Below are 22,748 nucleotides of genomic sequence, written 5' to 3' on the forward strand. Positions count from 1 at the left end.
GTGAAGCGAATCCTGGTGGTCGACGACGAGCCGACCATCCTGTCCGCCGTGGCCACCAGGCTGCGCGCCGAGGCGTTCGAGGTCGAGACCGCTGCCGACGGACCGTCGGCGGTAGCAACCGCTGCGGCGATCCAGCCTGATCTGGTGGTGCTCGACGTGATGCTGCCCGGCTTCGACGGACTCGAGGTGTGCCGACGGATCCAGGCCGACCGCGCGGTGCCGGTGCTGATGCTGACTGCCCGCACCGACGAGACCGACATGCTCATCGGCCTGGGCATCGGCGCCGACGACTATCTGACCAAGCCGTTCAGCATGCGCGAGCTGGTGGCCCGGGTGAGGGTGCTGCTGCGGCGGGTGGACCGGGCGTCCGGCGACCAGCCGCTGTCGGTGGGGGAGTACCGCATCGATCTGGCCGAGCGTCGGGTGCATCAGGGCCCTGTCGAAATCCACCTGACCCGAACGGAATTCGACTTGCTGGCCTTCCTCGCCGGCCGACCGCGCGCCGCGGTGGCCCGGGAGACGCTGCTGGAACACGTGTGGGGCTGGACCTCCGACGTCGAGAGCCGAACCGTGGACAGCCACGTCAAAGCACTGCGCCGCAAACTCGGGTCCGAGCTCATCCGGACCGTGCATGGTGTGGGGTACGCCCTCGAGGTTCCGCGGTGAATTCGATAGGCGAGCTGTGGGACCGGCTGCCCCGCCCGCTGGATCCGTTCGCGTCCTTCAAGGTCAAGACCGGTCTGCTGGTCGGTGGGGCGATCCTGTTGGCCTCGTTCACGTTCTGGATCGGTGCGAGCTGGCAGTTCCGCTATGCGCTGCTGGCCGCCCTGGCGGCGTCACTGGCGTTGACGCAGTTCCTGGCCCACGGTATGACCTCACCACTGCGGCAGATGACCGCGGCGGCGCTGGCCATGGCCCGCGGCGACTACAGCATCCGGGTGCGCGCGACGTCGCGTGATGAAATAGGCCAGCTGGCAACCGCATTCAACCAGATGGCGGCCGACCTGGAAGCTGCCGACGATTACCGACGCGGACTGATCGGCAACGTGTCGCACGAATTACGCACGCCCATAACGGCGTTGCGGGCGGTGTTGGAGAACATCGTAGACGGGGTGGTCGAACCCGACGCTGACACCATGCGGATGGCACTGTCGCAGACCGAGCGCCTCGGCGAGTTGGTGACCGATCTGCTCGATCTCTCCCGAATCGAAGGTGGGGCAATACCGTTGCAGATCAGCCGGTTCGACGTCGACGAGTTTCTGCGCGATGCCGTCGAACACGTCTCGGTGTCGGCGAGCACGGTGCCGGTGGACATCCGGGTGTCCCCGCCGGATCTCAAGGCCGCAGCCGACCCGGCACGGCTGCGGCAGGTGGTGATCAATCTGGTGGACAACGCGATTCGGCACAGTCCGGCCGGTGCCCGCGTCACGGTACGGGCCAGCCGAGGGGCATCGGGCCTCCGGCTGGAGGTGACCGACCAGGGCCCCGGCATCGCACCCACCGAGCGGGAGCGGGTCTTCGAGCGGTTCACGCGCGGCGCCACCACCGACGGCGGGACAGGGCTGGGCCTGGCGATCGCACGGTGGGCAGTCGAATTGCACGGCGGGGTCATCGAAGTGATGGACCCCGGGGTGGGTTGCCGGATCAGGGTGAGCATCCCGGAATCGAAGGAGGAATCGGCGTGACGACGTTGACGGCAGGAGCCCCGGGGCAGCCGATCATGCCCCCGCTGATCGGCCCGGCGCTGCCACGCTCCGGGGAGCCCGGATGGACGGTGTGGTCACGGAGGGTATGGCCGATCGACCCGTTGGCGTCGATATCGCGACGGCTGCTGATGCTCGCCGTGGTGGCGGGCCTGGTGGGAACAGCGGTATGGCGACCGTCGGTGCTCAGCATCGGCTACCTGGCCGTGGGCGCCATGGTGTTCGGCGTGGTCTACGGCACCGCCGAGCGCCGGCCCACTCGCACCGAATGGGCCGGCATCACGCTCACCCTGGCGCTGCTCGCGGTACCGGCGCTGCTGGCCGCCGGCTGGCTGGGCGTGCTGTGCATCATGGCGGCCTGGATCGTCGGCTGGTGCACGCTGTTCGGCGGGCGCACCTGGACCTCGGTGTTCACCGGGCCGTTTCTGCCGTGGGTGTTGCCTGCCCGCGTGAGCGGATGGGTGCGGCGCGGACTGCCCAGCCGGGTGGGTGTCGCCAACCCGGCTCGCGTCGCCATCGTCATCGGCCTGACCGTGCTGCTGGCCGTGGTGTTCGGCGCGTTGTTCGCCTCGGCGGACGCGGCATTTGCACACATGGCAGGCAATCTCGTGCCGGCCTTCGACGGTGTCGACATCGCCGCGCGCGTCGTCGTCTTCGGCATCGTCGTGTCCTTCGTCCTCGGCGGGGCCTACCTGACCCGCTTCCCGCCCCGGCTCGACGCGTTGGCCCCCGCGCCGATGCGGCCCGTGCCGCGCTGGGAGTGGGCGCTGCCGCTGGGAGCGCTCGACGTTCTGTTCATCGCGTTCGTGGTGGTGCAGGCCGCGGTGTTGTTCGGTGGTGACACCCATGTCCTGGAAACCGAAGGGCTGACGTACGCCGAATACGCCCGGCAGGGGTTCTGGCAGCTGCTGTGGGTGTCGGCACTGACCTTGCTGGTGCTCAGTGTGGCGATCCGGGTCGCCGGGCGCGCCAGCGCCACCGACCGCCGGGTGTTGCGGATCCTGGTCGGAATCCTTTGTGCCACATCGGTTGTCGTCGTCATCTCGGCCATCCACCGCATGTGGCTCTACCAGCAGGCGTACGGCTTCAGCACCGATCGGCTCATGGTCGTCACGATCGAACTGTGGCTGGGTGTGGTCTTCCTGCTCGTCGCCGCGGCCGGGGTGCGGATGTCAGGGCGTTGGCTGCCGCACGCGGTACTGGTGGCAGGCGTGGTGGCGCTGCTCGGGCTGGCGGCGCTCAATCCCGAGCGGCTCGTCGCCGACCGCAACATCGACCGCTACGAGCAGACCGGCCAGCTCGACGCCGAGTATCTATCCAGGCTGTCGTCTGACATCGACCCGGCACTGCACCGGCTACCCGAGCACATCCGCGCGTGCGTGCGATCCGACGGGCCGCATTCGGACCCCTGGTACCTGTTCAACCTGTCGCGGTCACTCGCCGACCGCCCCGTGGTGAGCGATCTGCCGGACTCCTGCTCGCCGTACTGGTCGTACGACTACCGGTAAGCCATCCAGAATCGCGTCGATTCAAAGACTGTGAACCAGGCCCCAGGCGGTCGAAGGTATCGGGTGTGACCGCACTCGCCGTCAACGGCTCACCTCAGACCACTCCGCTCGAACCGGTTGCGCTGGACCCCGAGGCACTGGGATATCCGGCCGACAACCGAGCCGCCATCCCGCCGCTGGCCAAGCAGTGGGAGCAGCTCGACTTCCGCGAGATCCTTTCCCGGCCGGCCGCATTCCTGTCGATCAGCCAATCCAACTCGCTGTACAAACCGGGTGGGGTGCAGTACGCCGAAGGGCATGCGTTCCGCGGCAGCCTGGAGGCGACGGTGAAGGTGGCCAGAGCGGCGCGGTCGGCGCCGAACTTCGTGTCGTTCAACTGGATCGGGTTCTCGGTGTTTCGTGGCGACTACCCGCAGACAGATTTCGACAAGGCGCAGTACGACGGGTGGACCGGGCACATCGACGCCACCGCCGACCAGATCGCTTGGGACAACGAACTTGTCGGCGAACTGCGCGAGCTGGTCGAGCCCGGCGACAACGAACTCTACGAGAAGGCGCTGCAGACGGCGTTCGTCGGTACCGATCTGCCGCTGGCGTTGAGTCGGCAGCGGGTGGAGGTGTTGGTACTCACCGGGATACACCTCGACTGGTGCGTCGAAGGCAACGCCCGGGCGGCCCGCGATCACGGCCTGCTGCCGATCGTCATCGGCGATGCGACGGGCGCGGCCCACCCGGATCAGGAGCGGGCAGCGTTCGAGCGCATCAACAACTTTTTCGCGCCCGTCATCACCTCTGAGCAATTCGTGGAATGGGTGGGGCGCTGATGGGAAACGTCGGACTGCTGCTCGTCGGTGTGGCGCTGTTCGTCAACGGGCTGGTGTCGGTCGGCGTCGTGGACGCCCGCGGGGCCGCGCCGCTGAACCTGTTTGTCGGGGCCGCCCAGGTGGTGCTGCCGACGCTCGTGCTGTTCCAGTCCGAAGGCAATCCGGGCATCGTGAACGCGACCTGGCCGAGTTATCTGTTCGGGTTCACCTATCTGTGGTTCGGGTTCATCCAGATCTTCGACATCGACCCGCGCGGGTTCGGCTGGTACAGCTCGTTCGTCGCGGCCATCGCGGTGTACTACGCGATCAAGAGCGTCGGCACCGATCCGATGTTCGCGGTGATCTGGGCGACGTGGGCCGCCATGTGGACGTTGTTCTTCGTGCTGCTGGGTCTGGGAGTGACCAGGGTGGGCCGCCTGGACCTGGGGCATTTCACTGGATGGTTCCTGGTGCTGCTCGGCGTCCCGACCTGCACGGTGCCGGCGATCCTGCTGCTCAACGGGCTGTGGCCCACCTCGGTGGTGGCCGGGCTCGCCGCCTTGGTGGTGCTGCTGTTCGGTGGGGCACTGTCCGTGGTGCTGGCGCGCCGCAGCTCGCCTCCCGTCGAGGATGTGGTGACGGTTGCGCGCGTCAGCGAGGGCGTGCCGCAGCCAGCGTGACGCTCGGTGGCTCGGCTGCGCGAGCGTGCGTGTTTGTTGACCGACACGCCGTGTTTGACCAGCACTTTGCGCACGCTCGTGGGGCGGTGGGGCTGGGGGCGGTGCCGAGTGGCCACGTGTGCACGCATTTGGCGTGTCTGACGTACGTAACTGGCCACTCGCCCGGGGCATGGACTTCGAGCCCGTCACCCCGTCACCCCGTCACCCCGCGACGCCGAGTGGCCACTTGTGTACGCATCTGACGCGTCTGACGTACGTAACTGGCCACTCGACCTGGTGAACCCAACTCCGGCGTGACCTAGCAAGCGCTTGGTTGCTATGCTGTCGGCATGGCGCCGGAAACGTCGAGCCAGCCGGCAAGCAGGCGGGACGAACTCCTCGAACTCGCTGCGACGATGTTCGCCGAACGCGGTCTGAAAGCAACGACGGTCCGCGATATCGCCGACTCCGCAGGAATCCTCTCGGGAAGTCTGTACCACCACTTCAAATCCAAAGAACAAATGGTCGAAGAGGTGCTGCGGGACTTCCTGGACTGGCTGTTCGCGCGCTATCAACAGATCGTCGACCAGGAAGCCGCCCCGCTGGAGCGGCTCAAAGGCCTTTTCATGGCGTCCTTCGAGGCCATCGAGCATCGGCACGCCCAGGTGGTGATCTACCAGGACGAGGCCAAACGGCTCTCCGCGCAGCCGCAGTTCGCCTTCGTCGAGGCCCGCAACAAAGAGCAGCGCAAGATGTGGGTCGACATCTTGCAGCAGGGTATCGCCGACGGATCGTTCCGGCCCGACCTCGACGTCGACCTCGTGTACCGCTTCATCCGGGACACCACCTGGGTTTCGGTCCGCTGGTATCAACCCGGCGGACCGCTCTCGGCCGAGCAGGTCGGCCGGCAATACCTCGCCATTGTCCTCGGCGGAATCACCGCCGACGGCACCACTGTCAAAGGAGACCAGTAATGCCTGAGGCCTATGTCGTCGACGCGGTGCGCACCCCTATCGGTAAGAAGAAGGGGGCGTTGGCCGATGTGCATCCAATCGATTTGGGAGTACACGCTTTTCGGGCCATCTTTGACCGCAACGACGTAGATCCCGGGGTCGTCGACGACGTCATCGTCGGCTGTGTCGACGCCATCGGGGGACAGGCAGGCAACATCGGCCGACTGGCCTGGCTCGCCGCCGGATACCCGGAGGCCGTCCCCGGCGTCACGGTGGACCGGCAGTGCGGATCGTCGCAGCAGGCGATTTCCTTTGGCGCACAGGCGATCATGTCTGGCACGGCCGACGTCATCCTGGCCGGCGGCATGCAGAACATGAGCTGGGTGCCGATCTCCTCGGCCATGGTGGTCGGCAATCAATTCGGATTCACCTCCCCCACAAACGAATCCAAGAACTGGCTGCACCGCTACGGTGACCAGGAGATCTCGCAGTTCCGCGGTTCGGAGATGATCGCCGAGAAGTGGGACATCTCCCGCGAAGAGATGGAGCAGTTCGCCTACAACAGCCATCAGCGCGCGTTCGCCGCGATCCGGGCAGGCCATTTCGACAACGAGATCGTCCCGGTCGGGGAGTTCGGCGTCGACGAGGGGCCGCGCGAGACCACGCTGGAGAAGATGGCCGCCCTGCAGCCGCTGGTCGAGGGCGGCCGGCTGACTGCCGCACTGGCCAGCCAGATCTCCGACGGCGCATCGGCTGTGCTGCTGGCATCGGAAGAGGCCGTCAACAAGTACAACCTGAAGCCGCGGGCGCGCATCCACCACATCAGCGCGCGTGGTGACGATCCGGTGATGATGCTGACCGGTCCCATCCCGGCCACCCAGTACGCGCTGGAGAAGACGGGACTGTCGATCGACGACATCGACACCGTCGAGATCAACGAGGCTTTCGCGCCCGTCGTGCTGGCGTGGCTCAAGGAGACCAAGGCAGATCCCGAGAAGGTGAACCCGAATGGTGGCGCCATCGCGCTGGGCCATCCGCTCGGCGCAACCGGTGCCAAGCTCTTCGCGACCATGCTCAACACCCTGGAGCGCACCGGCGGCCGCTACGGTCTGCAGACCATGTGCGAAGGCGGCGGCACCGCGAACGTCACCATCATCGAGCGCCTCTAGTCCGACCGCTCGGCGGGTCGTTTAACGCGCGGGCAACGGGGAATCCCGCGAAGATGATGAAGCCCATCGCTGTTGCTGCGGTCGTCGCCGTCTCTGTCATCGGTGCAAGTGCGTGCTCGAACCAGTCCTCCACCGGGGGTGGCGAATCGGGGATCCCGCAAACCACCGGTGCCGCAGGCGGCGCATTGAAGACGGACTTGAAGACCTCCGACGGGACCACCGTCGCCAACGCGTCGATCGAATTCGCCAACGGTTATGCCACGATCACGGTGCAGTCGGCGGGAACCGGGCTGCTCAGCCCAGGCTTCCACGGCTTGCAGATCCACTCGGTCGGCACGTGCGACTTCTCCTCGCCGGGAAGTCCGCTACAGGTCAGCGGGCACAACACCTATTCGGCCAGCGGTGACCTCGCCGATCTGCAGGTGCGTCCCGACGGCGGGGCCAAGCTCGTGACGACGTCGGCGGATTTCACCGCGGCTGATCTGCAGAGCGGTCAAGGCGCCTCGCTCGTCCTCGACGCCGGGCCGACCAATCGCAGTGGCGCTGCGTCCGCGTCCCCGTCCGGCAAACCGCTGGCCTGCGGCGTCCTCGCGGCAGGCACGGCCACCTCGACATCGACCTCGACGGTGACCACAACGGTCATCGCGCCGGGCGCCCCGGCGGCCACGACCACGTCGCCCACGTCCCCGACGACCCCGTCCCCGACGACGGGCACCACCACGACCAGCCCGAGCACCAGCACGGTCACGGTGACGGTGTCACCGACCACCGTCACGTCACCGCAGGTGCCCAACGTTCCTGGCCAGCCCGCCGGCTGAGCCGTCAGGCGGCCCGGTGCCCCAACAGCGCGGCGATGGCCTGCTCGGCCTGGGTGATCTCAAGTGGCTCGCCGGTGATGATGTCGGCGTACAGGAACGATTCGACGATGCGCACGACGAGGTAGGCCAGGTCGCGCGGCGGAAGCGACGATTCCAGGTGGCCCTTGCTGATCTCGTCGTTGAGCAGCTGCTCGATGGCCGCGGCCAGGCGGGATTGCACGCTGCCCGCGCGCGTGGTGAGGATGCGCAGCGCGCGTTCGGGTTCTCGACGTAGAAACTCCTGGAAGAACCCGGCCTGGTCGATCAGGGTGGCGAAGCGGCCGACGGCGTGGGAGATGCGTTCGGCGCCATGTCCGGGTGAGGCTTCGATGGCCGCGGTCAGTGTCGGCTCGGCCAGCGACCACAGGATTTCGGCCAACAGCTCGTCGCGGCCGCCGACCCACCGGAACAGCGTGGCCCGGTTGACGCCGAGTTCGGTTGCCAGTTCCCCCATCTCGATGCGGCGGCCGCCCAGGAACCAGCCGCGGGCAATCCGGAACGCGTCCAGAGGGTCTGGCTTGCGGTCGGTCGACGCGAGCATGCGTCCCAACGGTGTCTCGGCGATGATGCCCTCCTCATCCACTTGGCGACATCCTATCAATCGCTGCATCAGTGATATATGTCTCCATACGTCTCGACTATGCAACATATCCGGATATGATGCATGGGTGACCCACGCTGACTCGGCTTCGATCCTCGATCTTTTCCGCCTCGACGGCCGCGTCGCGGTCGTGACCGGGGCGTCCAGCGGCCTCGGAGTCGGATTCGCGCAGGCGCTGGCCCAGGCGGGCGCCGACGTCGCGCTCGGTGCGCGGCGTGAGGACCGCCTGGCCGGTACCCGGCAACTGGTCGAAGCCGCAGGCCGCAAGGCCGTCGCGGTGCGGACCGACGTCACCGATCCGGCGGACTGCCGGGCCCTCGTGCAAGCGGCCGTCGACACGTTCGGGCGCGTCGACATCCTGGTCAACAACGCCGGCGTCGGCACGGCCGTCCCCGCGACGCGGGAGACGCCAGACCAGTTCCGCTCCGTCATCGATCTCAACCTCAACGGCTGCTACTGGATGGCGCAGGCCTGCGCGGCCCACATGAAGCCGGGCAGCTCGATCATCAACATCAGCAGCGTGCTCGGACTGACGACCGCGGGCCTGCCGCAGGCCGCGTACGCCTCGTCGAAAGCCGGCCTCATCGGCCTCACACGTGACCTCGCCCAGCAGTGGACCGGGCGAAAAGGCATCCGGGTCAACGCATTGGCTCCGGGTTACTTCGAATCCGAGATGACCGACCAATTCGAGAACAACTACTTCGAACAGGCCATCCTGCCCCGTACCCTGGTCGGACGGCTCGGTCACGCACACGAACTCAGTGCCGCACTGGTCTTCCTGGCCAGTGACGCCAGCAGCTACATCACCGGCGTCACCCTGCCCGTCGAAGGCGGCATGCTCACCAGCTGAGCGCACCACCCCACAAGAATCGAGAAGAGAAGGATCCGTGAAGCAGCTCAGCGGCCTCGACGCCACATTCCTCTACCTGGAGACCCCGACAACCTTCGGGCACGTCACCGGGCTGATGATCTTCGAACGCCCCAACGAGGAGTTCGACCCGTACGCCGCGGTGTACGCCAAGTACGCGTCGCTGATCGGTGAGCTCGAACCGCTGCGTCGGCGGTTGGTCGAGGTGCCGCTCGGCCTCGACCATCCGTACTGGGTCGACGATCCCAACTTCGACCTCGACTTCCACATCCGTGAAATCCATTTGGCTCGACCGGGAATGGCCGACCAACTGGCCGACCAGGTGTCGCGCATCGTCGGGCGCGCCATGGATCGCAGCCGGCCACTGTGGGAGGTCTACGTCATCGACGGCCTGCACAGCGGTCGCTGGGCCCTGTTGACCAAATACCACCACGCCACCGTCGACGGTGCCGCCGGACAACTGATGCTCAACATCATCACCGACACCGAACCGGACGCCACGCCGCCCGGACCGGGCCCGGCCTGGCAACCCGAAGAGCTGCCGAGCACCGTCGAACTGCTGCGCAAAACGGCCGTCAACCTCGCCGGTCACCCCGTCAAGGCCCTGCGGGTTCAGACTCGCCTGGTGCGCCAGCTCGCCGACGCCGCAGGCATCGACAGCGTCAGCAGCGCGGCAAGCAAGACCGGATCGGCAATCAAATCCCTTGCGCGACTGGGCAAAGACGATGGGCCGAAGATTCCGCTGCCGACCTCACCTGCGCCGCCGACCCCGTGGAACAAGCCCATCACCGGACATCGGCGCTTCGCGATGCGGACCACCTCGCTGGAGAACATCAAGCGGCTCAAGAACGCGACCGGCGGCACGGTGAACGACATCGTCATGGCGATCTGCGCAGGCGGGTTGCGCCAGTATCTGCTCGCCCACGACGCGCTGCCCGACCGTCCGCTGCGGGCCATGGTGCCGGTCTCGATCCGTACCGGTGACGAAGAGGATCCGTGGACCAACCGCGTGTCGGCGATCTTCCCCGAATTGCCGACGGACTGCGAAGACCCGCTTGAGCGGGTGGCCCGCTGCCGCGCGGCGATGCTCGACGCGAAGCGGCTGCTGGATCTGATGCCCGCCGATCAGCTCGGCGACCTGGCCCAGTTCTCGGCGCCCGTGCTCTCGACCTCCGCGATGCGATTGGCGTCGCGGTTCGGGTTGGCTCACCGCATCGCGGCCACGCCGTTCAACCTGGTGATCTCCAACGTGCCCGGACCTCGTCAACCCGTGTACTTCGCCGGTGCCCAACTGCGCCATCAGTTCCCGGTGTCGATCGTCACCGAGGGACAGGGGCTCAACATCACCGTGGTGAGCTACCTGGACCGCCTCGATCTGGGCTTTGTCGTCGACCGCGAACTCGTGCCCGATGTGTGGGACCTGGTCGACATGCACATCGACGAAATCGGCAGGCTGTTCGCGGCGACCGGGGCGGAGTGGGCCGAGGAGCCGCAGCCCGCGCATCCGCGCCGGGGCCGGATCAGGATTGCGCAGCCCGACGAGATCTGCTGACCGCACGCCATATTCGCGCCGGTGTCATCGGCAACCGGTGCAGGCGCACGCCGCAGGCCCGGCCGATGGCATTGGCCAACGCGGGCGCCACCGGGTTGTACGGTGACTCGCTCATCGTTTTCGCGCCGAGTGGCCCGAGCTCGTCGTAGGTGTCGGCGAAGTAGACCTCGGTCACCGGAACGTCGGCCAACTGCGGAATGTGATAGTTGCGTAGCGTCTGGGTCAGCACCGTGCCGTCCGGTCCGATCTGGATCTCCTCGAACAATGCCGACCCGATCGCTTGTGCCACACCGCCTTCCACCTGCCCTCGGCACTGCTCGGGGTTGATCACCACGCCGGCGTCGGCAGCGTGCACCGATTGCGGGATCCGCACCTCGCCGGTCTCGGGGTTGACCGCGACGCGAAACGCCTGCACGTTGAAGGCGACCGAACGCGGTGTGCCGTCATGGCGTCCGCGGCCGGTCAACGATGAGGGTAGAGCGCCGAAATCGACCAGGCTCTCGGCACACTGCACGCCATTGCGCTCCAGCGTGCACTGCGCTGGTGATATCCCGGTGACCTCGCCTGCGGACCTCTCCAGCGCTGTGCGCAACTGGCGGCACGCCTGCACCGTCGCGCGGCCGGCCACCACCGTGCCGGCCGAACCGAACGCACCGGTGTCGTAACCTGTTGTCGCCGTGTTGGATTGATGAATCACGATCCGATCGGTGACGGTGTTGAGTTCGTGGGCGGCGAGCTGTGCGTGCACCGTGGTGGTGCCATTGCCGAACTCCTCCGTCCCCACGCACAAGGTGTACACGCCGTCGGCGTCGACCGACACCGTGGCCTCGGCGACATGCCCACGCGGCGGAATCGTCGCGATCATCGCCACCGCCATGCCCTCGCCCACGGACCATCCTTCGGGCGCGACGGCCCCGTTGCCCCGCCGCAGCGCCTGCTCGGCGAGATCCAGGCATTGATCCAGCCCGTAGCTGCCGAAGGTGAGGTCATCGTCGAGCACGTGCGAATCCACGAACGGATCTCCGGGCGTGATGACATTGCGCCGCCGGAATTCGAACGGATCGATGCCGAGGCGCTGCGCCAGCTCGTCCATCGCGGACTCGATCGCGAACATGATCTGCCCCAGCCCATAGCCGCGGAATGCGCCCGACGGCAAATTGTTGGTGTAAACGGCTTGAGCGTCAACCCTTTTGTTCGGACACCGGTACACCGCGACCGATTCACTGCAGCCGTGGAACATCACGCCCGGGCTGTGATTGCCGTACGCGCCGGCATCGACCAGAGCATCGACCGCCAGGGCGGTCAGATCGCCCGACGCGTCCGCGGCCACGGTCACGTCAACGCGGAACGGATGCCGGCACGGCGCCACGGTGAACTGATCGCTGCGGCTGAACTCATAGCGCACCGGTACGCCCAGCCGCAGCACGGCCAGCGCCACGAGATCCTCCACCAGCATTTCCTGCTTGCCGCCGAAGCCCCCACCGACCCGCTTGGCGAACACGTGGACATCATCGCGGGCCAGCCCGAAGATGTGGCACAGTTCGTCACGGACCAGGAAGGGGACCTGAGAACTGGTACGAATCACCAACCGGCGGCGGGCAGGTGAATCGAGCGCAGGATCTCGGGAGGTAGGCGTGCCGCGCTCGCGGTGAATGTTCATCAGCGCAATCCAGCGCGACATCTCTATGAAACGCAAAGAGTTTCGATCAGTCGGCCAAGGCCGCGGCGCACTTGGCATCGCGATGGGCAAAGACCTCGGGTAGCACCTAGAGCACTTTGAGTTCCTCTGCGACCTGGGTGACGGACTTCTTCGCGTCGCCGAACAGCATCGTCGTTCCCTCCGCGTAGAACAGCGGGTTGTCGATGCCGGCGAACCCGGAGTTCATCGAGCGCTTGAGCACGATGACCGATTTGGATCTGTCGACGTTGAGGATGGGCATGCCGTGAATCGGTGAGCTCGGGTCGTTTCGTGCTGCCGGGTTGGTGACGTCGTTGGCGCCGATGACGATCGTGACGTCGGTGCGGGAGAAGTCGTCGTTGATGTCGTCCATTTCTTTCATCGCGTCGTACTCGACGTCCGCCTCGGCCAGCAGGACGTTCATGTGGCCGGGCATCCGGCCGGCCACCGGGTGGATGGCGTATTTCACCGGCACCCCGCGCTGTTCGAGCATCGCAGCCAGGTCTTTGACGGCATGCTGGGCCTGCGCCACGGCCAATCCGTAGCCGGGGACGACGATGACCTGGTTGGCGTAGGCCATCTGGATCGCCGCATCGGCCGCCGAGGTCGCCTTGACGACCTTGTCGACTTCGCTGTCGCTGGACGCCGCCCCGCCGCCGCCACCGAATCCACCGGCGACGATCGCGGGGATGGAGCGGTTCATCGCTTTGGCCATCAGGTTGGTCAGGATCGAACCAGACGCGCCGACGATCATGCCCGCGACGATCATCGCGGTGTTGTTGAGTGCCAATCCAGCTGCGGCAGCCGACAATCCGGTCAGGGCGTTGAGCAACGAGATGACGACGGGCATGTCGGCGCCGCCGATCGGCAGCACCACCATCAACCCGAGCACCCCGGCCGCGAACAGCAGCCCGATCATCCACCACACAGAGGACCCGCCGCCGGGGTGCGCGCCCAGCCCGATCGTCACGGCGGCCGTGATCGCGCCGGCGAACAACACCAGGTTCAGCGGCTGTTGCAGTTTTCCGATGCCGATGGGGCGGCCCGGCAGGACTTCCTGAAGTTTCCCGAACGCGATGATCGATCCCCAGAACGAGATCGATCCGATGATCGCTGCGGACAGCGACGCCACCACGATGTGCACGGTCGGCGACTCATTGTGCTGGAACGCCGAGAAGCCGGATGTGTCAATGAATTCCGACAGTGCGATCAGCGCGACAGTGCCGCCGCCCACCCCGTTGAACAGTGCGACGAGTTGCGGCATGGCGGTCATCTTGGTCAACCGGGCCGGCGGCACACCCAGCACCACGCCGAGCAGGAGGCCTGCGATGATCAATCCCCAGTTGTGCGTGTGGCGGACGGCGAGCAGGGTGGCGATCACCGCGATCGCCATGCCCGCTGCGGCGATCCAGTTGCCGCGCACCGCGGTCTTCGGTCCGGTCAGACCCATCAGGCCGTAGATGAACATCGCGAACGCGATGATGTACAGCACTGTGACGAGATAGTTCATCGCGCTTGCCCATTCGTTTGCGCGGCGGGGGCCGCCTGGTCGGCCGCCGTGCTGACGGACTTTTTGCCTTTGAACATGCCGAGCATGCGGTCGGTGACCACGAAGCCGCCCACCACGTTGAGTGTTCCGAACACCACCGCGACGAACAGGATGACCTGCTCGGCCGGCGACGGATGTTCGACGCGGCCCAGCACCACCAGCGCGCCGATGAGCACGATGCCGTGAATCGCGTTGGTGCCCGACATCAACGGCGTGTGCAGGGTGTTGGGGACCTTGGAGATCACCGCGAACCCGACGAATCCCGACAAGACCACAATGGCCAGGTTTCCCAGCAACTGGTCATACATCTCAGTTGTTCCTCTCGCGGGTGATGCACGATTCGGCGATCACCTCATCATCGAAATCCGGTGCCACCGCGCCGTCTTTGATCAGCAGATCCAGCAGCGCGGTGATGTTCTTGGCGTACAGCTCGCTGGAGTGCTCGGGCATCGTGGCGGGCAGATTGAGCGGCGAGGCGATGGTCACGTCGTGTTTGACCACCGTGCGGCCGGGTTCGGTCAACTCGCAGTTGCCGCCAGTCTCACCGGCGAGGTCCACCACCACGCTGCCGGGTTTCATGCCCTCGACCGCTGCTGCGGTGACCAGGCGTGGTGCGGGTCGGCCCGGCACCAGCGCGGTGGTGATGACGACGTCGAAGCCGGTAATCGCGTGCTCGAGCTTCTTCTGCTGCTCGGCGCGCTCCTCGTCGGTCAGTTCGCGGGCATAGCCGCCCTCACCGGCCGCGTCGATACCGATGTCGAGCCACTGCGCGCCCACCGAGCGGACCTGGTCTGCCACCTCGGGGCGGACGTCGTAGCCGGACGTGCGGGCACCGAGGCGCTTGGCGGTCGCAAGGGCCTGCAGGCCGGCCACTCCGACGCCCAACACGAGGACACTGGCGGGCTTCACCGTGCCAGCGGCGGTGGTCAGCATCGGGAAGAACCGCGTCGCTTCCGACGCCGCGGTGAGTACTGCCTTGTAACCCGCCACATTGGCCTGCGATGACAACGCATCCATGATCTGAGCCCGCGAGATTCGTGGGATCGCCTCGACGGCGAACCCGGTGACACCTGCGAGGCGCAGCGCCTCGGCCAGCTCGGGGCGGGTGCGTGGTGCGAGGAAGCCGACGATGGTGGATTCCGGCTTCAACAGGCTGATCTCGTCGGTGGTGGGCGGATTCACCTTGACCACGATGTCGGCGGGCCAGGGGTCACCGATGGTGGCTCCGGCCTGTTCATAGTGTTCGTCGGGGATCAGTGCGCCGGCACCGGCGCCGGTCTCGACGACGACGGACAGGCCGGTGGAACACAGTCGTTCAACGACTTTGGGAACCAGCGCGACGCGGCGTTCGCCCGCGGCGGTCTCCCTGGGCACTCCGATGAGCGTCATATTCCTCTTCCTGGCTAGGGCAGGGCAGAAAGTCTGCGCGCACACGGCGACTGCCCAGACGTGACCGTTGCCACACTAGAGCAAATCGCATACTGTATGCAACTGAGACGAGGTTCGTGCGGCGGGCCGGCAGGGCAGTACACGGCAGCCACCTCTCTACAACCAACCTTCGAGGAGTCGCGGTGAAGATTGCAGTCGTGGGCGCTGGAGCGATCGGCGCATATTGGGGTGCGGCATTGCACCGAGGCGGTGCGGAAGTGCACCTGGTCGCACGCAACGAGCACCTTCGGGCGATGCGCGAAAACGGTGTGCAAGTTCTCAGTCCACGTGGAGATTTCGTCGCCAATCCGCACGCCACGGACGACCCGCGGGAGATCGGCCCCGTCGACTTCGTGTTCCTCGGCCTCAAGGCGCACAGCTACCCGTCGTGTGGGCCACTCGTCGAACCGCTGCTCGGCGAGCACACTGCGGTATTGCCCGCGCAGAACGGGATCCCGTGGTGGTACTTCCACCAACTGCCCGGGCCTTATCAAGGACGCCGCATCGAGGCGGTCGATCCCGGCGGCGCCACCAGCGCCGTGCTCTCACCGGAGCGGGCGATCGGGTGTGTGGTGTACCCGGCCACCACGATCGAGGCGCCCGGTGTGATCCGCCATCTCGAGGGCACCCGGTTCTCGATCGGGGAGCCGTCGGGTGAGATCTCGCAACGCTGTAAGGCGTTGAGCGAGGCGATGATTGCCGGTGGCTTGAAGGCGCCGGTCGAGGCCGACCTGCGCAATGACATCTGGATCAAGCTCATGGGCAACGTCGCGTTCAATCCGCTCAGTGCCCTCACCAGGGCGACGATGGTCGAGATCTGTCAGAACCCGCACACCCGCCAGATCGTCGTCCAGCTGATGGAGGAGACCCTCGACATCGCCGCGAGAGTAGGTTGCACGCCGGATATTTCGATCGAGAAGCGGCTGCGCGGGGCGGAGAATGTGGGCCACCACAAGACGTCGATGTTGCAGGACCTCGAAGCGGGCAAGCAGCTGGAACTCGATGCGATCGTCACCGCGGTGGTGGAGATGGCGGACCTCACCGGTGCGGCCGCACCGACGCTGCGGACCGTCTACGCCGCTGCCGACCTCCTGGCCCAGACCGGTATGTCCGGCACCGGTAACGCCGGCACGACCCCGGAGCGGCACCCTCAGCCCGCTCTGCGTTGAAAGTAGGAACACAATGAACCGACGCGCGAAGATCGTCTGCACCCTGGGGCCGGCAACGGCGACCGCATCGACACTTGCCGAACTCATCGATGCCGGAATGGATGTGGCGCGGCTCAATTTCAGTCACAGCACGCAAGCCGAGCATTCGGCGGTCTACGAGATGGTGCGCCGGATCGCTGCCGAGCGCGACCGCGCCGTCGGCGTTCTCGCGGATCTTCAGGGCCCCAAGATCCGGCTCGGCCGGTTCGCCGCGGGGCCGGTGGTATGGGCCACCGGCGAGTCGGTCGTGATCACGACGGCGCCCTGCGAAGGTAGTCATGACAGGGTGTCGACGACGTACGACGGGTTGGCCGGCGACGTGCGGTCGGGCGATCGACTGCTCATCGACGACGGCAAGGTCGAGCTGCGCGTCTGCGACCTCGACGGTGACGACGTCAGATGCGAGGTTCTGCAGGGTGGCCCGGTCAGCAACCACAAGGGCATATCGCTACCCGGTGTGGCCGTCAGCGTTCCGCCCCTGTCCGGCAAGGACATCGAGGATCTCACATTCGCACTCGAACTCGGTGTCGACATGGTGGCCATGTCGTTCGTCCGGCGCCCGAGGAGATCAAGCTCGCGCACACCGTGATGGATCAGGTGGGCAGGCGGGTGCCGGTGATGGTGAAACTGGAGAAACCCGAGGCGGTTTCCGATCTGGAGGCGATCGTCGACGCCTTCGACGGCCTCATGGTGGCCCGCGGCGACCTGGGCGTGGAGATGCCACTGGAGCAGGTTCCGCTGGTGCAGAAGCGGGCGATCAGTCTGTGCCGGCAGGCGGGGAAGCCGGTGATCGTGGCGACCCAGATGCTGGATTCGATGATCTCCGATCCACGACCCACGCGGGCTGAGGTCTCCGATGTGGCGAACGCGGTCTACGACGGTACCGATGCGGTGATGCTGTCGGCGGAGACGAGCGTCGGAGCTTACCCGGCACACACGGTGTCGACCATGGGGCGCATCGTCGAGGCCGCCGAGGATTCGTTGGCCCACAACGGAATCCCGGAGTGGTTCACCGAAGACGAGGCGGCCGGGGTCAGCGATGCGGTGGCAGCGGCCGCGTGCGAACTCGGGCGGCGTATCGGCGCGTCGGCCTTGTGCTGCTTCACCCGTACCGGGGAAACCGCGTTGCGACTGGCCCGCCAGCGGTCACCGCTACCGCTGGTGGCCTTCGCTCACGACGAGTCGGTGCGGGCCAGGTTGGCCTTCTCTTGGGGTATCGAGTCCGCGGTGTTGGCCCCGGCGACGACTGCCGAGACGCTGCCTGCCGAGGTGCGCAAGGGTCTCACCGCGATGGGCATGTGCCGACCGGGCAGCAGGATCGTCGTGGTGTCCGGCAGTCGCACCGGGGTTGCGGGCTACACCGACTCTGTGCGGGTTCTGCGGATCGAATGAGGAATGACGAGCGGGGGGCGGGTCAGCCCTGCCCCGCCCCCCGCTCGAGTTCCGCAAGCCTGGTGCGCAGCGCCTTCTCGGCCTCACGGCGTTCGGTGACGTCGCGCATGACTGCCGAGATTCCGACGATCCGCCCGGCGTCGTCGCGCAACAGCGCGACGCTGAACTCGATCGACAACCGGTGCCCGTCGCGATGGGTCGCGGGCACGCTCAACAGCTTGTCGCCGTAGCGGGTCTGGCCGGTGGCCATCGTCTGGAAGTAGCCCTTCCAGTGCCGCTCGCGCAGCTTCTCCGGGATGATCACGTCCAGGCTCTGCCCGATCGCCTCGGTGGGGGAGTAGCCGAACATCCGGGCTGCCCCGTCGTTCCACAGTCGGATCGCGCCGGCCGGGTCGGTGACGACGATCGCCTCGGGGGATTCCTTGACGACCGCGCCTGCCAGCCATTCCTCGGTCAGCGTAGCCATCTCCGGCCCGGCCTCGGTCATCGTGCTGCCGTTCTCACTCACGTCACGCTCCGTTCTCTCGATCCGATCGAGCTCTGGACATCCCACGCTACGGGTGGTTAGCATACGCAATATAGAATACTGAATACAATCTGCGATAGCGATCAGGAGGTGACCCGTGCTGCTGCGCCAGCTGGAGTACTTCGTGGCGGTGGCCAGGGAACGGCATTTCGCCCGGGCCGCAGAGAGTTGTTACGTGTCGCAGCCGGCGCTGTCCACGTCGATCGCCAAGTTGGAGCGCGAGCTCAACGTCACCCTGATCAATCGGGGGCAGGCCTTCGAGGGTCTGACGGCGGAAGGCGAGCGGCTCGTGGTGTGGGCCAAGCGGCTGCTCGCCGAGCACGACGGGCTCAAGGCCGAGGCGGCCGCCATGCGCTCCGGCATCTCTGCCACGCTGCGGCTGGGTACCGGCCCGACGGTGTCGACGACGGCGGCGATACCCGTGGCCGCCTTCGGCGCCCTGCATCCCCTGGCCAAGATCAGGGTCTGCTCGCGGCTGTCGTCGACCGAACTGCTCCGTCAGTTGCGCAACTTCGAATTAGATGCCGCGATAGCGCATTTCGGTCCCGAGGACCGCGTAGGCCTGGAAGTGGTGCCGCTGTACGAAGAGCAGTACGTATTGCTGGTCTCGGGCGATCAGGTCGCGTCGTCGGTCCGCACCATGACGTGGGCGGAGGCGGCTCAGTTACCGCTGGCCCTGCTGACACCCGACATGCGGTTTCGCCAGTTCATCGACAAGGCGTTCGCCGAGAGCGGCGCCGTGGCGACACCTCAGGTGGAAACGGATTCTGTCGCATCGCTGTACGCGCACGTGGAGACGGGCGCGTGGGCCAGCGTGGTGCCGCACACCTGGCTGCGCGCGATGCCGGTGACGGGTACCGCCAGGGCGATTCCGTTGGTGGACCCCGACACCAGGGCACAGATATCGATGGCCATCCACGCGTCGTCGCCGGGCTCGGTGGCGGCGCGGGCGTTCCTGAACGTGGCCGTTGGCGCGCCGCTCGACGAGATCTTCGGCTTGCGCGGTAGGGGAGTTGCCCACGTCACGTAAACGGTTGCGAAATATCAGGATTCGCCTAGGGCTTCGTGATAACCCGTGTGAATCAGACGATTTCAGACATCACTTGGACGGCGAGAGCGTGGGCGCGGAGAGTTGACGACAGAAACGAGAATGCGTGAACAGCCAGGAAGGGCGAACATCATGACCATTGCATCCCTGCCGGAGACGGAGGACGAGCACACCGACGAGCCGGGCGCTCTCACCGATGGGATCCATCTGGTCGTCGACGCGCTCAAGCTCAACGAGGTCGACACCATCTACGGTGTGGTCGGAATCCCGATCACCGACCTGGCGCGCCTCGCCCAGGCATCCGGCATCCGCTACATCGGCTTTCGGCATGAGAGCGACGCCGGCCACGCGGCGGCGGCCGCCGGATTTCTCACCAAGAAGCCGGGTGTCTGTCTGACGGTCTCGGCGCCCGGGTTCCTCAACGGTCTCGTGGCCCTCGCCAACGCCACCACGAATTGCTTTCCGATGGTGCAGATCTCGGGTTCCAGCGAGCGCCACCTCGTCGATCTCCAGCGTGGGGACTACGAGGAGATGGACCAGCTGGCGGCGGCCCGGATGTTCGCCAAGGCGGCGTACCGCGTATCCCGGGCCGAGGACATCGGCCGGGGCATCGCCCGGGCGATCCGCACCGCGGTGTCCGGCCGGCCCGGCGGGGTCTACCTCGACATCCCGGCCGCGGTGCTGGGCGAGGTGCTCGACGCCGAGCAGGCCGCGTCCACGCTGTGGCGGGTGGTGAACCCGGCGCCCAAACAGCTGCCCGAACTGGATTCGGTCGAATCCGCGATCGAACTCCTCGCCGATGCGAAACGGCCCCTCATCGTGCTCGGCAAGGGCGCCGCCTACGCCCAGGCCGACGACCAGATCAGGGAATTCGTCGAGACCACCGGGGTGCCCTATGTGCCCATGTCGATGGCCAAGGGGCTGCTGCCCGACGACCATCCGCAGTCGGCTGCGACTGCCCGGTCGCTGGCACTCAAGCGGGCCGACGTGGTGATGCTCATCGGCGCCCGGCTCAACTGGCTGCTCGGACACGGCGATGCGCCACAGTGGAATCCGGACGCCAAGTTCATCCAGGTCGACATCGCCGCGGCCGAGATGGACAGCAACCAGCCCATCGCCGTCCCCTTGGTCGGTGACATCGGATCGGTGGTGGAGGCACTCCTGGAGCGGGCCAAGCCCGGGCAGATCACCGCGCAGCGGGAGTGGCGGGATGAGCTCGCGGCCAAGTCCGAGCAGAACGTGGCCAAGATGACAGGCCGCTTGGAAGCCGCGTTGCAGGCGCACCCGATGAAGTTCCTCGGTGCGTTGCAGGTGATCCGCGACGTCCTGCACGACAACCCTCAGGTGTATGTCGTGAACGAGGGTGCGAATGCACTTGACCTGACCCGCAACACGATCGGCATGCAGGTGCCGCGGCACCGGCTCGACAGCGGCACCTGGGGTGTCATGGGGATCGGGATGGGTTACGCGATCGCCGCGGCTGTCGAGACCGGCCAGCCGGTCGTCGCGATCGAGGGCGACAGCGCCTTCGGGTTCAGCGGGATGGAGCTCGAGGCGGTCTGCCGGTACAACCTGCCGATCGTTACCGTCATCCTCAACAACAGTGGGGTCTACCGCGGCGACGATGTGTCGGCCAACGCGGACCCCGCGCCGACCTCTCTGCGAGCCCGGCACGAGTACATGATCAAGGCGTTCGGCGGCAAGGGATATCAGGCCACCACGCCCGCCGAGGTCGCCGCGGCGCTGCGGGAGGCTCTGGCCTCGGGCCGGCCGGCGCTCATCGACTGCGTCATCGACCCCGCCGATGGCACGGAGAGCGGCAACATCGCCCACCTCAACCCCAAGGGCATCACCGCAAAGCACTGAACCGATCGATACGCACCAACAACAATGAAAGGAACGGCGCCATGACCGATTTGCCACTCTCCGGGATCAAGGTGATCGACTTCACCGGGGTCCAGGCGGGCCCGGCGTGCACCCAGATGCTCGCCTGGCTCGGGGCCGATGTTCTCAAGGTCGAGCGTACGAGTGGGGGTGACGTGACGCGAAACCAGCTGCGCGACATCCCCGAACTGGACGCTCTGTACTTCACCATGCTCAACAGCAACAAGCGCTCGCTGGCGATCAACACGAAGTCACCCGAAGGCCTCGAGGTGATGGAGAAGCTGATCCGCGGGGCAGACGTGCTGGTCGAGAACTTCGCGCCCGGGGCCATGGACCGGATGGGCCTGTCGTGGGACAAGATTCAGGAGTGGAACCCGCGGCTGATCTTCGGTTCGGTCAAGGGATTCAACGACGACTCGTCGTGGAACGACCTCAAGGTCTACGAGAACGTCGCGCAGTGCGCGGGCGGCAACGCCTCGACTACCGGCTTCTGGGACGGCCCGCCGACCGTCGCAGGTGCGGCCCTCGGTGACAGCAACACCGGAATGCACCTGTTGATCGGCATTCTCACCGCCCTGATCCATCGCGACAAGACCGGCAAGGGCCAGAAGGTCTCGGCGGCAATGCAGGACGCGGTGCTCAACTTGTGCCGCGTCAAGCTGCGCGACCAGCAGCGGCTGGAACGCGTTGGCTACCTGGAGGAGTACCCGCAATGGCCCAACGGTGAGTTCGGTGAGGCTGTGCCCCGCGGCGGCAACGCCGGCGGCGGTGGCCAGCCCGGTTGGGTGGTCAAGTGCAAGGGCTGGGAGACCGACCCCAACGCCTACATCTACTTCACCATCCAGGAGCAGAACTGGAAGCGCACCGCCGAGGCCATCGGCCACCCCGAGTGGGTCGATGACCCGGGATACAACACCGCCCGGGCCCGTCAGGACAAGATCTTCGATATCTTCGCCGAGATCGAGAAGTGGCTGGCGGACAAGACGAAATGGGAAGCGGTGGACATCCTGCGGGAGTGGGAGGTGCCGTGTGCGCCAGTCATGTCCATGAAGGATCTAGCCGAGGACAAGGACCTGCGCAAGAGCGGCAGCATCGTCGAGGTCGAGCAGAAGGGTCGCGGCACCTACCTGACCGTCGGCAGCCCGATCAAGTTCTCCGCGTTCACACCTGACATCAAGGGCGCACCCCTGCTCGGCGAGCACACCGATGAGGTGCTGGCCGATCTCGGCTACGACGCGGACACCGTCGCCGAATGGCGTGAGAAGAAGGTCGTCGTTTAGCGGCCCGCCCGGGTGTGAGCCGCCCCAGGTCGTCTCCTGGGGCGGTTCCATCCATCTTCGGCCGACTATGCCCTCGCGGGAA

At 66.5% G+C, this 22,748-nt stretch carries 19 protein-coding genes and 2 pseudogenes; 15 read left to right on the top strand and 6 right to left on the bottom strand.

From position 1 onward, the window contains the following. The 8 genes from A5784_RS25855 to A5784_RS25890 all read left to right on the top strand — a co-directional run bounded on the left by A5784_RS25855 (window position 1) and on the right by A5784_RS25890 (window position 7,613). Window positions 1-666, top strand: a complete 666-nt coding sequence (locus A5784_RS25855; RefSeq protein WP_064947709.1) for a response regulator transcription factor — start codon at window positions 1-3, stop codon at window positions 664-666. Next, window positions 663-1,685 carry a HAMP domain-containing sensor histidine kinase gene (locus A5784_RS25860; protein ID WP_082945071.1) on the top strand — a complete coding sequence of 341 codons (1,023 nt, stop codon included), beginning with the start codon at window positions 663-665 and terminating at the stop codon, window positions 1,683-1,685. The genes A5784_RS25855 and A5784_RS25860 overlap by 4 nt, the downstream gene beginning before the upstream one ends. Continuing rightward, entirely contained in the window at window positions 1,682-3,211 is a 1,530-nt protein-coding gene (locus A5784_RS25865) for a DUF4153 domain-containing protein (protein WP_064947710.1), read from the top strand. Before A5784_RS25860 ends, A5784_RS25865 begins: the two co-directional genes overlap by 4 nt. A gap of 65 nt (window positions 3,212-3,276) precedes the next feature. Continuing rightward, window positions 3,277-4,035, top strand: coding sequence for a cysteine hydrolase family protein (locus A5784_RS25870; protein ID WP_064947711.1), 759 nt, complete (start codon window positions 3,277-3,279; stop codon window positions 4,033-4,035). Then, entirely contained in the window at window positions 4,035-4,694 is a 660-nt protein-coding gene (locus A5784_RS25875) for an AmiS/UreI family transporter (protein ID WP_064947808.1), read from the top strand. The genes A5784_RS25870 and A5784_RS25875 overlap by 1 nt, the downstream gene beginning before the upstream one ends. Window positions 4,695-5,023: 329 nt before the next feature. Beyond that, window positions 5,024-5,647 (top strand): TetR family transcriptional regulator KstR2, encoded by a 624-nt coding sequence (gene kstR2, locus A5784_RS25880; RefSeq protein WP_064947712.1) that lies wholly within the window; start codon window positions 5,024-5,026, stop codon window positions 5,645-5,647. Then, the gene (gene fadA6 / locus A5784_RS25885; protein WP_064947713.1) at window positions 5,647-6,795 is read left to right on the top strand and encodes a steroid 3-ketoacyl-CoA thiolase FadA6; all 1,149 of its coding nucleotides are present in this window, start codon (window positions 5,647-5,649) and stop codon (window positions 6,793-6,795) included. The genes kstR2 and fadA6 overlap by 1 nt, the downstream gene beginning before the upstream one ends. Before the next feature lie 56 nt (window positions 6,796-6,851). Next, on the top strand, window positions 6,852-7,613 hold the full coding sequence (locus A5784_RS25890) for a superoxide dismutase family protein (RefSeq protein WP_502687544.1): 762 nt from the start codon (window positions 6,852-6,854) through the stop codon (window positions 7,611-7,613). 4 nt (window positions 7,614-7,617) lie between these two features. On the opposite strand, the gene A5784_RS25895 is transcribed toward A5784_RS25890, so the two are convergent. Further along, the gene (locus A5784_RS25895; protein ID WP_232006240.1) at window positions 7,618-8,235 is read right to left on the bottom strand and encodes a QsdR family transcriptional regulator; all 618 of its coding nucleotides are present in this window, start codon (window positions 8,233-8,235) and stop codon (window positions 7,618-7,620) included. 85 nt (window positions 8,236-8,320) lie between these two features. On the opposite strand from A5784_RS25895, the gene A5784_RS25900 reads away from it, so the two are divergent. Together A5784_RS25900 and A5784_RS25905 are read left to right on the top strand one after the other, a co-directional pair. Then, the gene (locus A5784_RS25900; protein WP_064947715.1) at window positions 8,321-9,103 is read left to right on the top strand and encodes an SDR family NAD(P)-dependent oxidoreductase; all 783 of its coding nucleotides are present in this window, start codon (window positions 8,321-8,323) and stop codon (window positions 9,101-9,103) included. 37 nt (window positions 9,104-9,140) lie between these two features. Next, window positions 9,141-10,673, top strand: coding sequence for a WS/DGAT/MGAT family O-acyltransferase (locus tag A5784_RS25905; RefSeq protein WP_064947716.1), 1,533 nt, complete (start codon window positions 9,141-9,143; stop codon window positions 10,671-10,673). Here the strand turns inward: A5784_RS25905 and A5784_RS25910 are convergent. The 4 genes and pseudogenes from A5784_RS25910 to A5784_RS25925 all read right to left on the bottom strand — a co-directional run. Next, window positions 10,642-12,270 (bottom strand): annotated as a pseudogene (locus A5784_RS25910) (xanthine dehydrogenase family protein molybdopterin-binding subunit); the annotation flags it as partial. The gene A5784_RS25905 and the pseudogene A5784_RS25910 sit on opposite strands and share 32 nt — an antisense overlap. Before the next feature lie 169 nt (window positions 12,271-12,439). Continuing rightward, complete coding sequence (locus tag A5784_RS25915; RefSeq protein WP_064947717.1) at window positions 12,440-13,861, bottom strand: NAD(P)(+) transhydrogenase (Re/Si-specific) subunit beta; 1,422 nt, start codon at window positions 13,859-13,861, stop codon at window positions 12,440-12,442. Then, window positions 13,858-14,208 (bottom strand): NAD(P) transhydrogenase subunit alpha part 2, encoded by a 351-nt coding sequence (locus tag A5784_RS25920; protein WP_064947718.1) that lies wholly within the window; start codon window positions 14,206-14,208, stop codon window positions 13,858-13,860. The genes A5784_RS25915 and A5784_RS25920 overlap by 4 nt, the downstream gene beginning before the upstream one ends. A gap of 1 nt (window position 14,209) precedes the next feature. Further along, on the bottom strand, window positions 14,210-15,289 hold the full coding sequence (locus A5784_RS25925) for a Re/Si-specific NAD(P)(+) transhydrogenase subunit alpha (protein ID WP_064947719.1): 1,080 nt from the start codon (window positions 15,287-15,289) through the stop codon (window positions 14,210-14,212). Window positions 15,290-15,471: 182 nt separating this feature from the next. On the opposite strand from A5784_RS25925, the gene A5784_RS25930 reads away from it, so the two are divergent. Both A5784_RS25930 and pyk read left to right on the top strand, forming a co-directional pair. Continuing rightward, window positions 15,472-16,497 carry a 2-dehydropantoate 2-reductase gene (locus A5784_RS25930; protein ID WP_064947720.1) on the top strand — a complete coding sequence of 342 codons (1,026 nt, stop codon included), beginning with the start codon at window positions 15,472-15,474 and terminating at the stop codon, window positions 16,495-16,497. A 13-nt stretch (window positions 16,498-16,510) separates the two neighbouring features. After that, window positions 16,511-17,928 (top strand): annotated as a pseudogene (gene pyk, locus A5784_RS25935) (pyruvate kinase). A gap of 22 nt (window positions 17,929-17,950) precedes the next feature. Here pyk and A5784_RS25940 read toward each other — a convergent pair. Next, window positions 17,951-18,436 (bottom strand): PAS domain-containing protein, encoded by a 486-nt coding sequence (locus A5784_RS25940; RefSeq protein ID WP_232006241.1) that lies wholly within the window; start codon window positions 18,434-18,436, stop codon window positions 17,951-17,953. A gap of 115 nt (window positions 18,437-18,551) precedes the next feature. Between A5784_RS25940 and A5784_RS25945 the strand changes: the two genes are divergently transcribed. The 3 genes from A5784_RS25945 (at window position 18,552) to frc (ending at window position 22,666) form a co-directional block, all read left to right on the top strand. Then, window positions 18,552-19,484, top strand: coding sequence for a LysR family transcriptional regulator (locus A5784_RS25945; RefSeq protein ID WP_064947721.1), 933 nt, complete (start codon window positions 18,552-18,554; stop codon window positions 19,482-19,484). 150 nt (window positions 19,485-19,634) lie between these two features. Then, the gene (gene oxc / locus A5784_RS25950) at window positions 19,635-21,368 is read left to right on the top strand and encodes an oxalyl-CoA decarboxylase (RefSeq protein ID WP_064947811.1); all 1,734 of its coding nucleotides are present in this window, start codon (window positions 19,635-19,637) and stop codon (window positions 21,366-21,368) included. Window positions 21,369-21,409: 41 nt separating this feature from the next. Beyond that, window positions 21,410-22,666, top strand: coding sequence for a formyl-CoA transferase (gene frc / locus A5784_RS25955; RefSeq protein WP_064947722.1), 1,257 nt, complete (start codon window positions 21,410-21,412; stop codon window positions 22,664-22,666). Window positions 22,667-22,748: the final 82 nt, after the last annotated feature.

Origin of the sequence: Mycobacterium sp. 852013-50091_SCH5140682 (genome assembly GCF_001665685.1) — a bacterium.
Taxonomy (GTDB): Bacteria; Actinomycetota; Actinomycetes; order Mycobacteriales; family Mycobacteriaceae; genus Mycobacterium.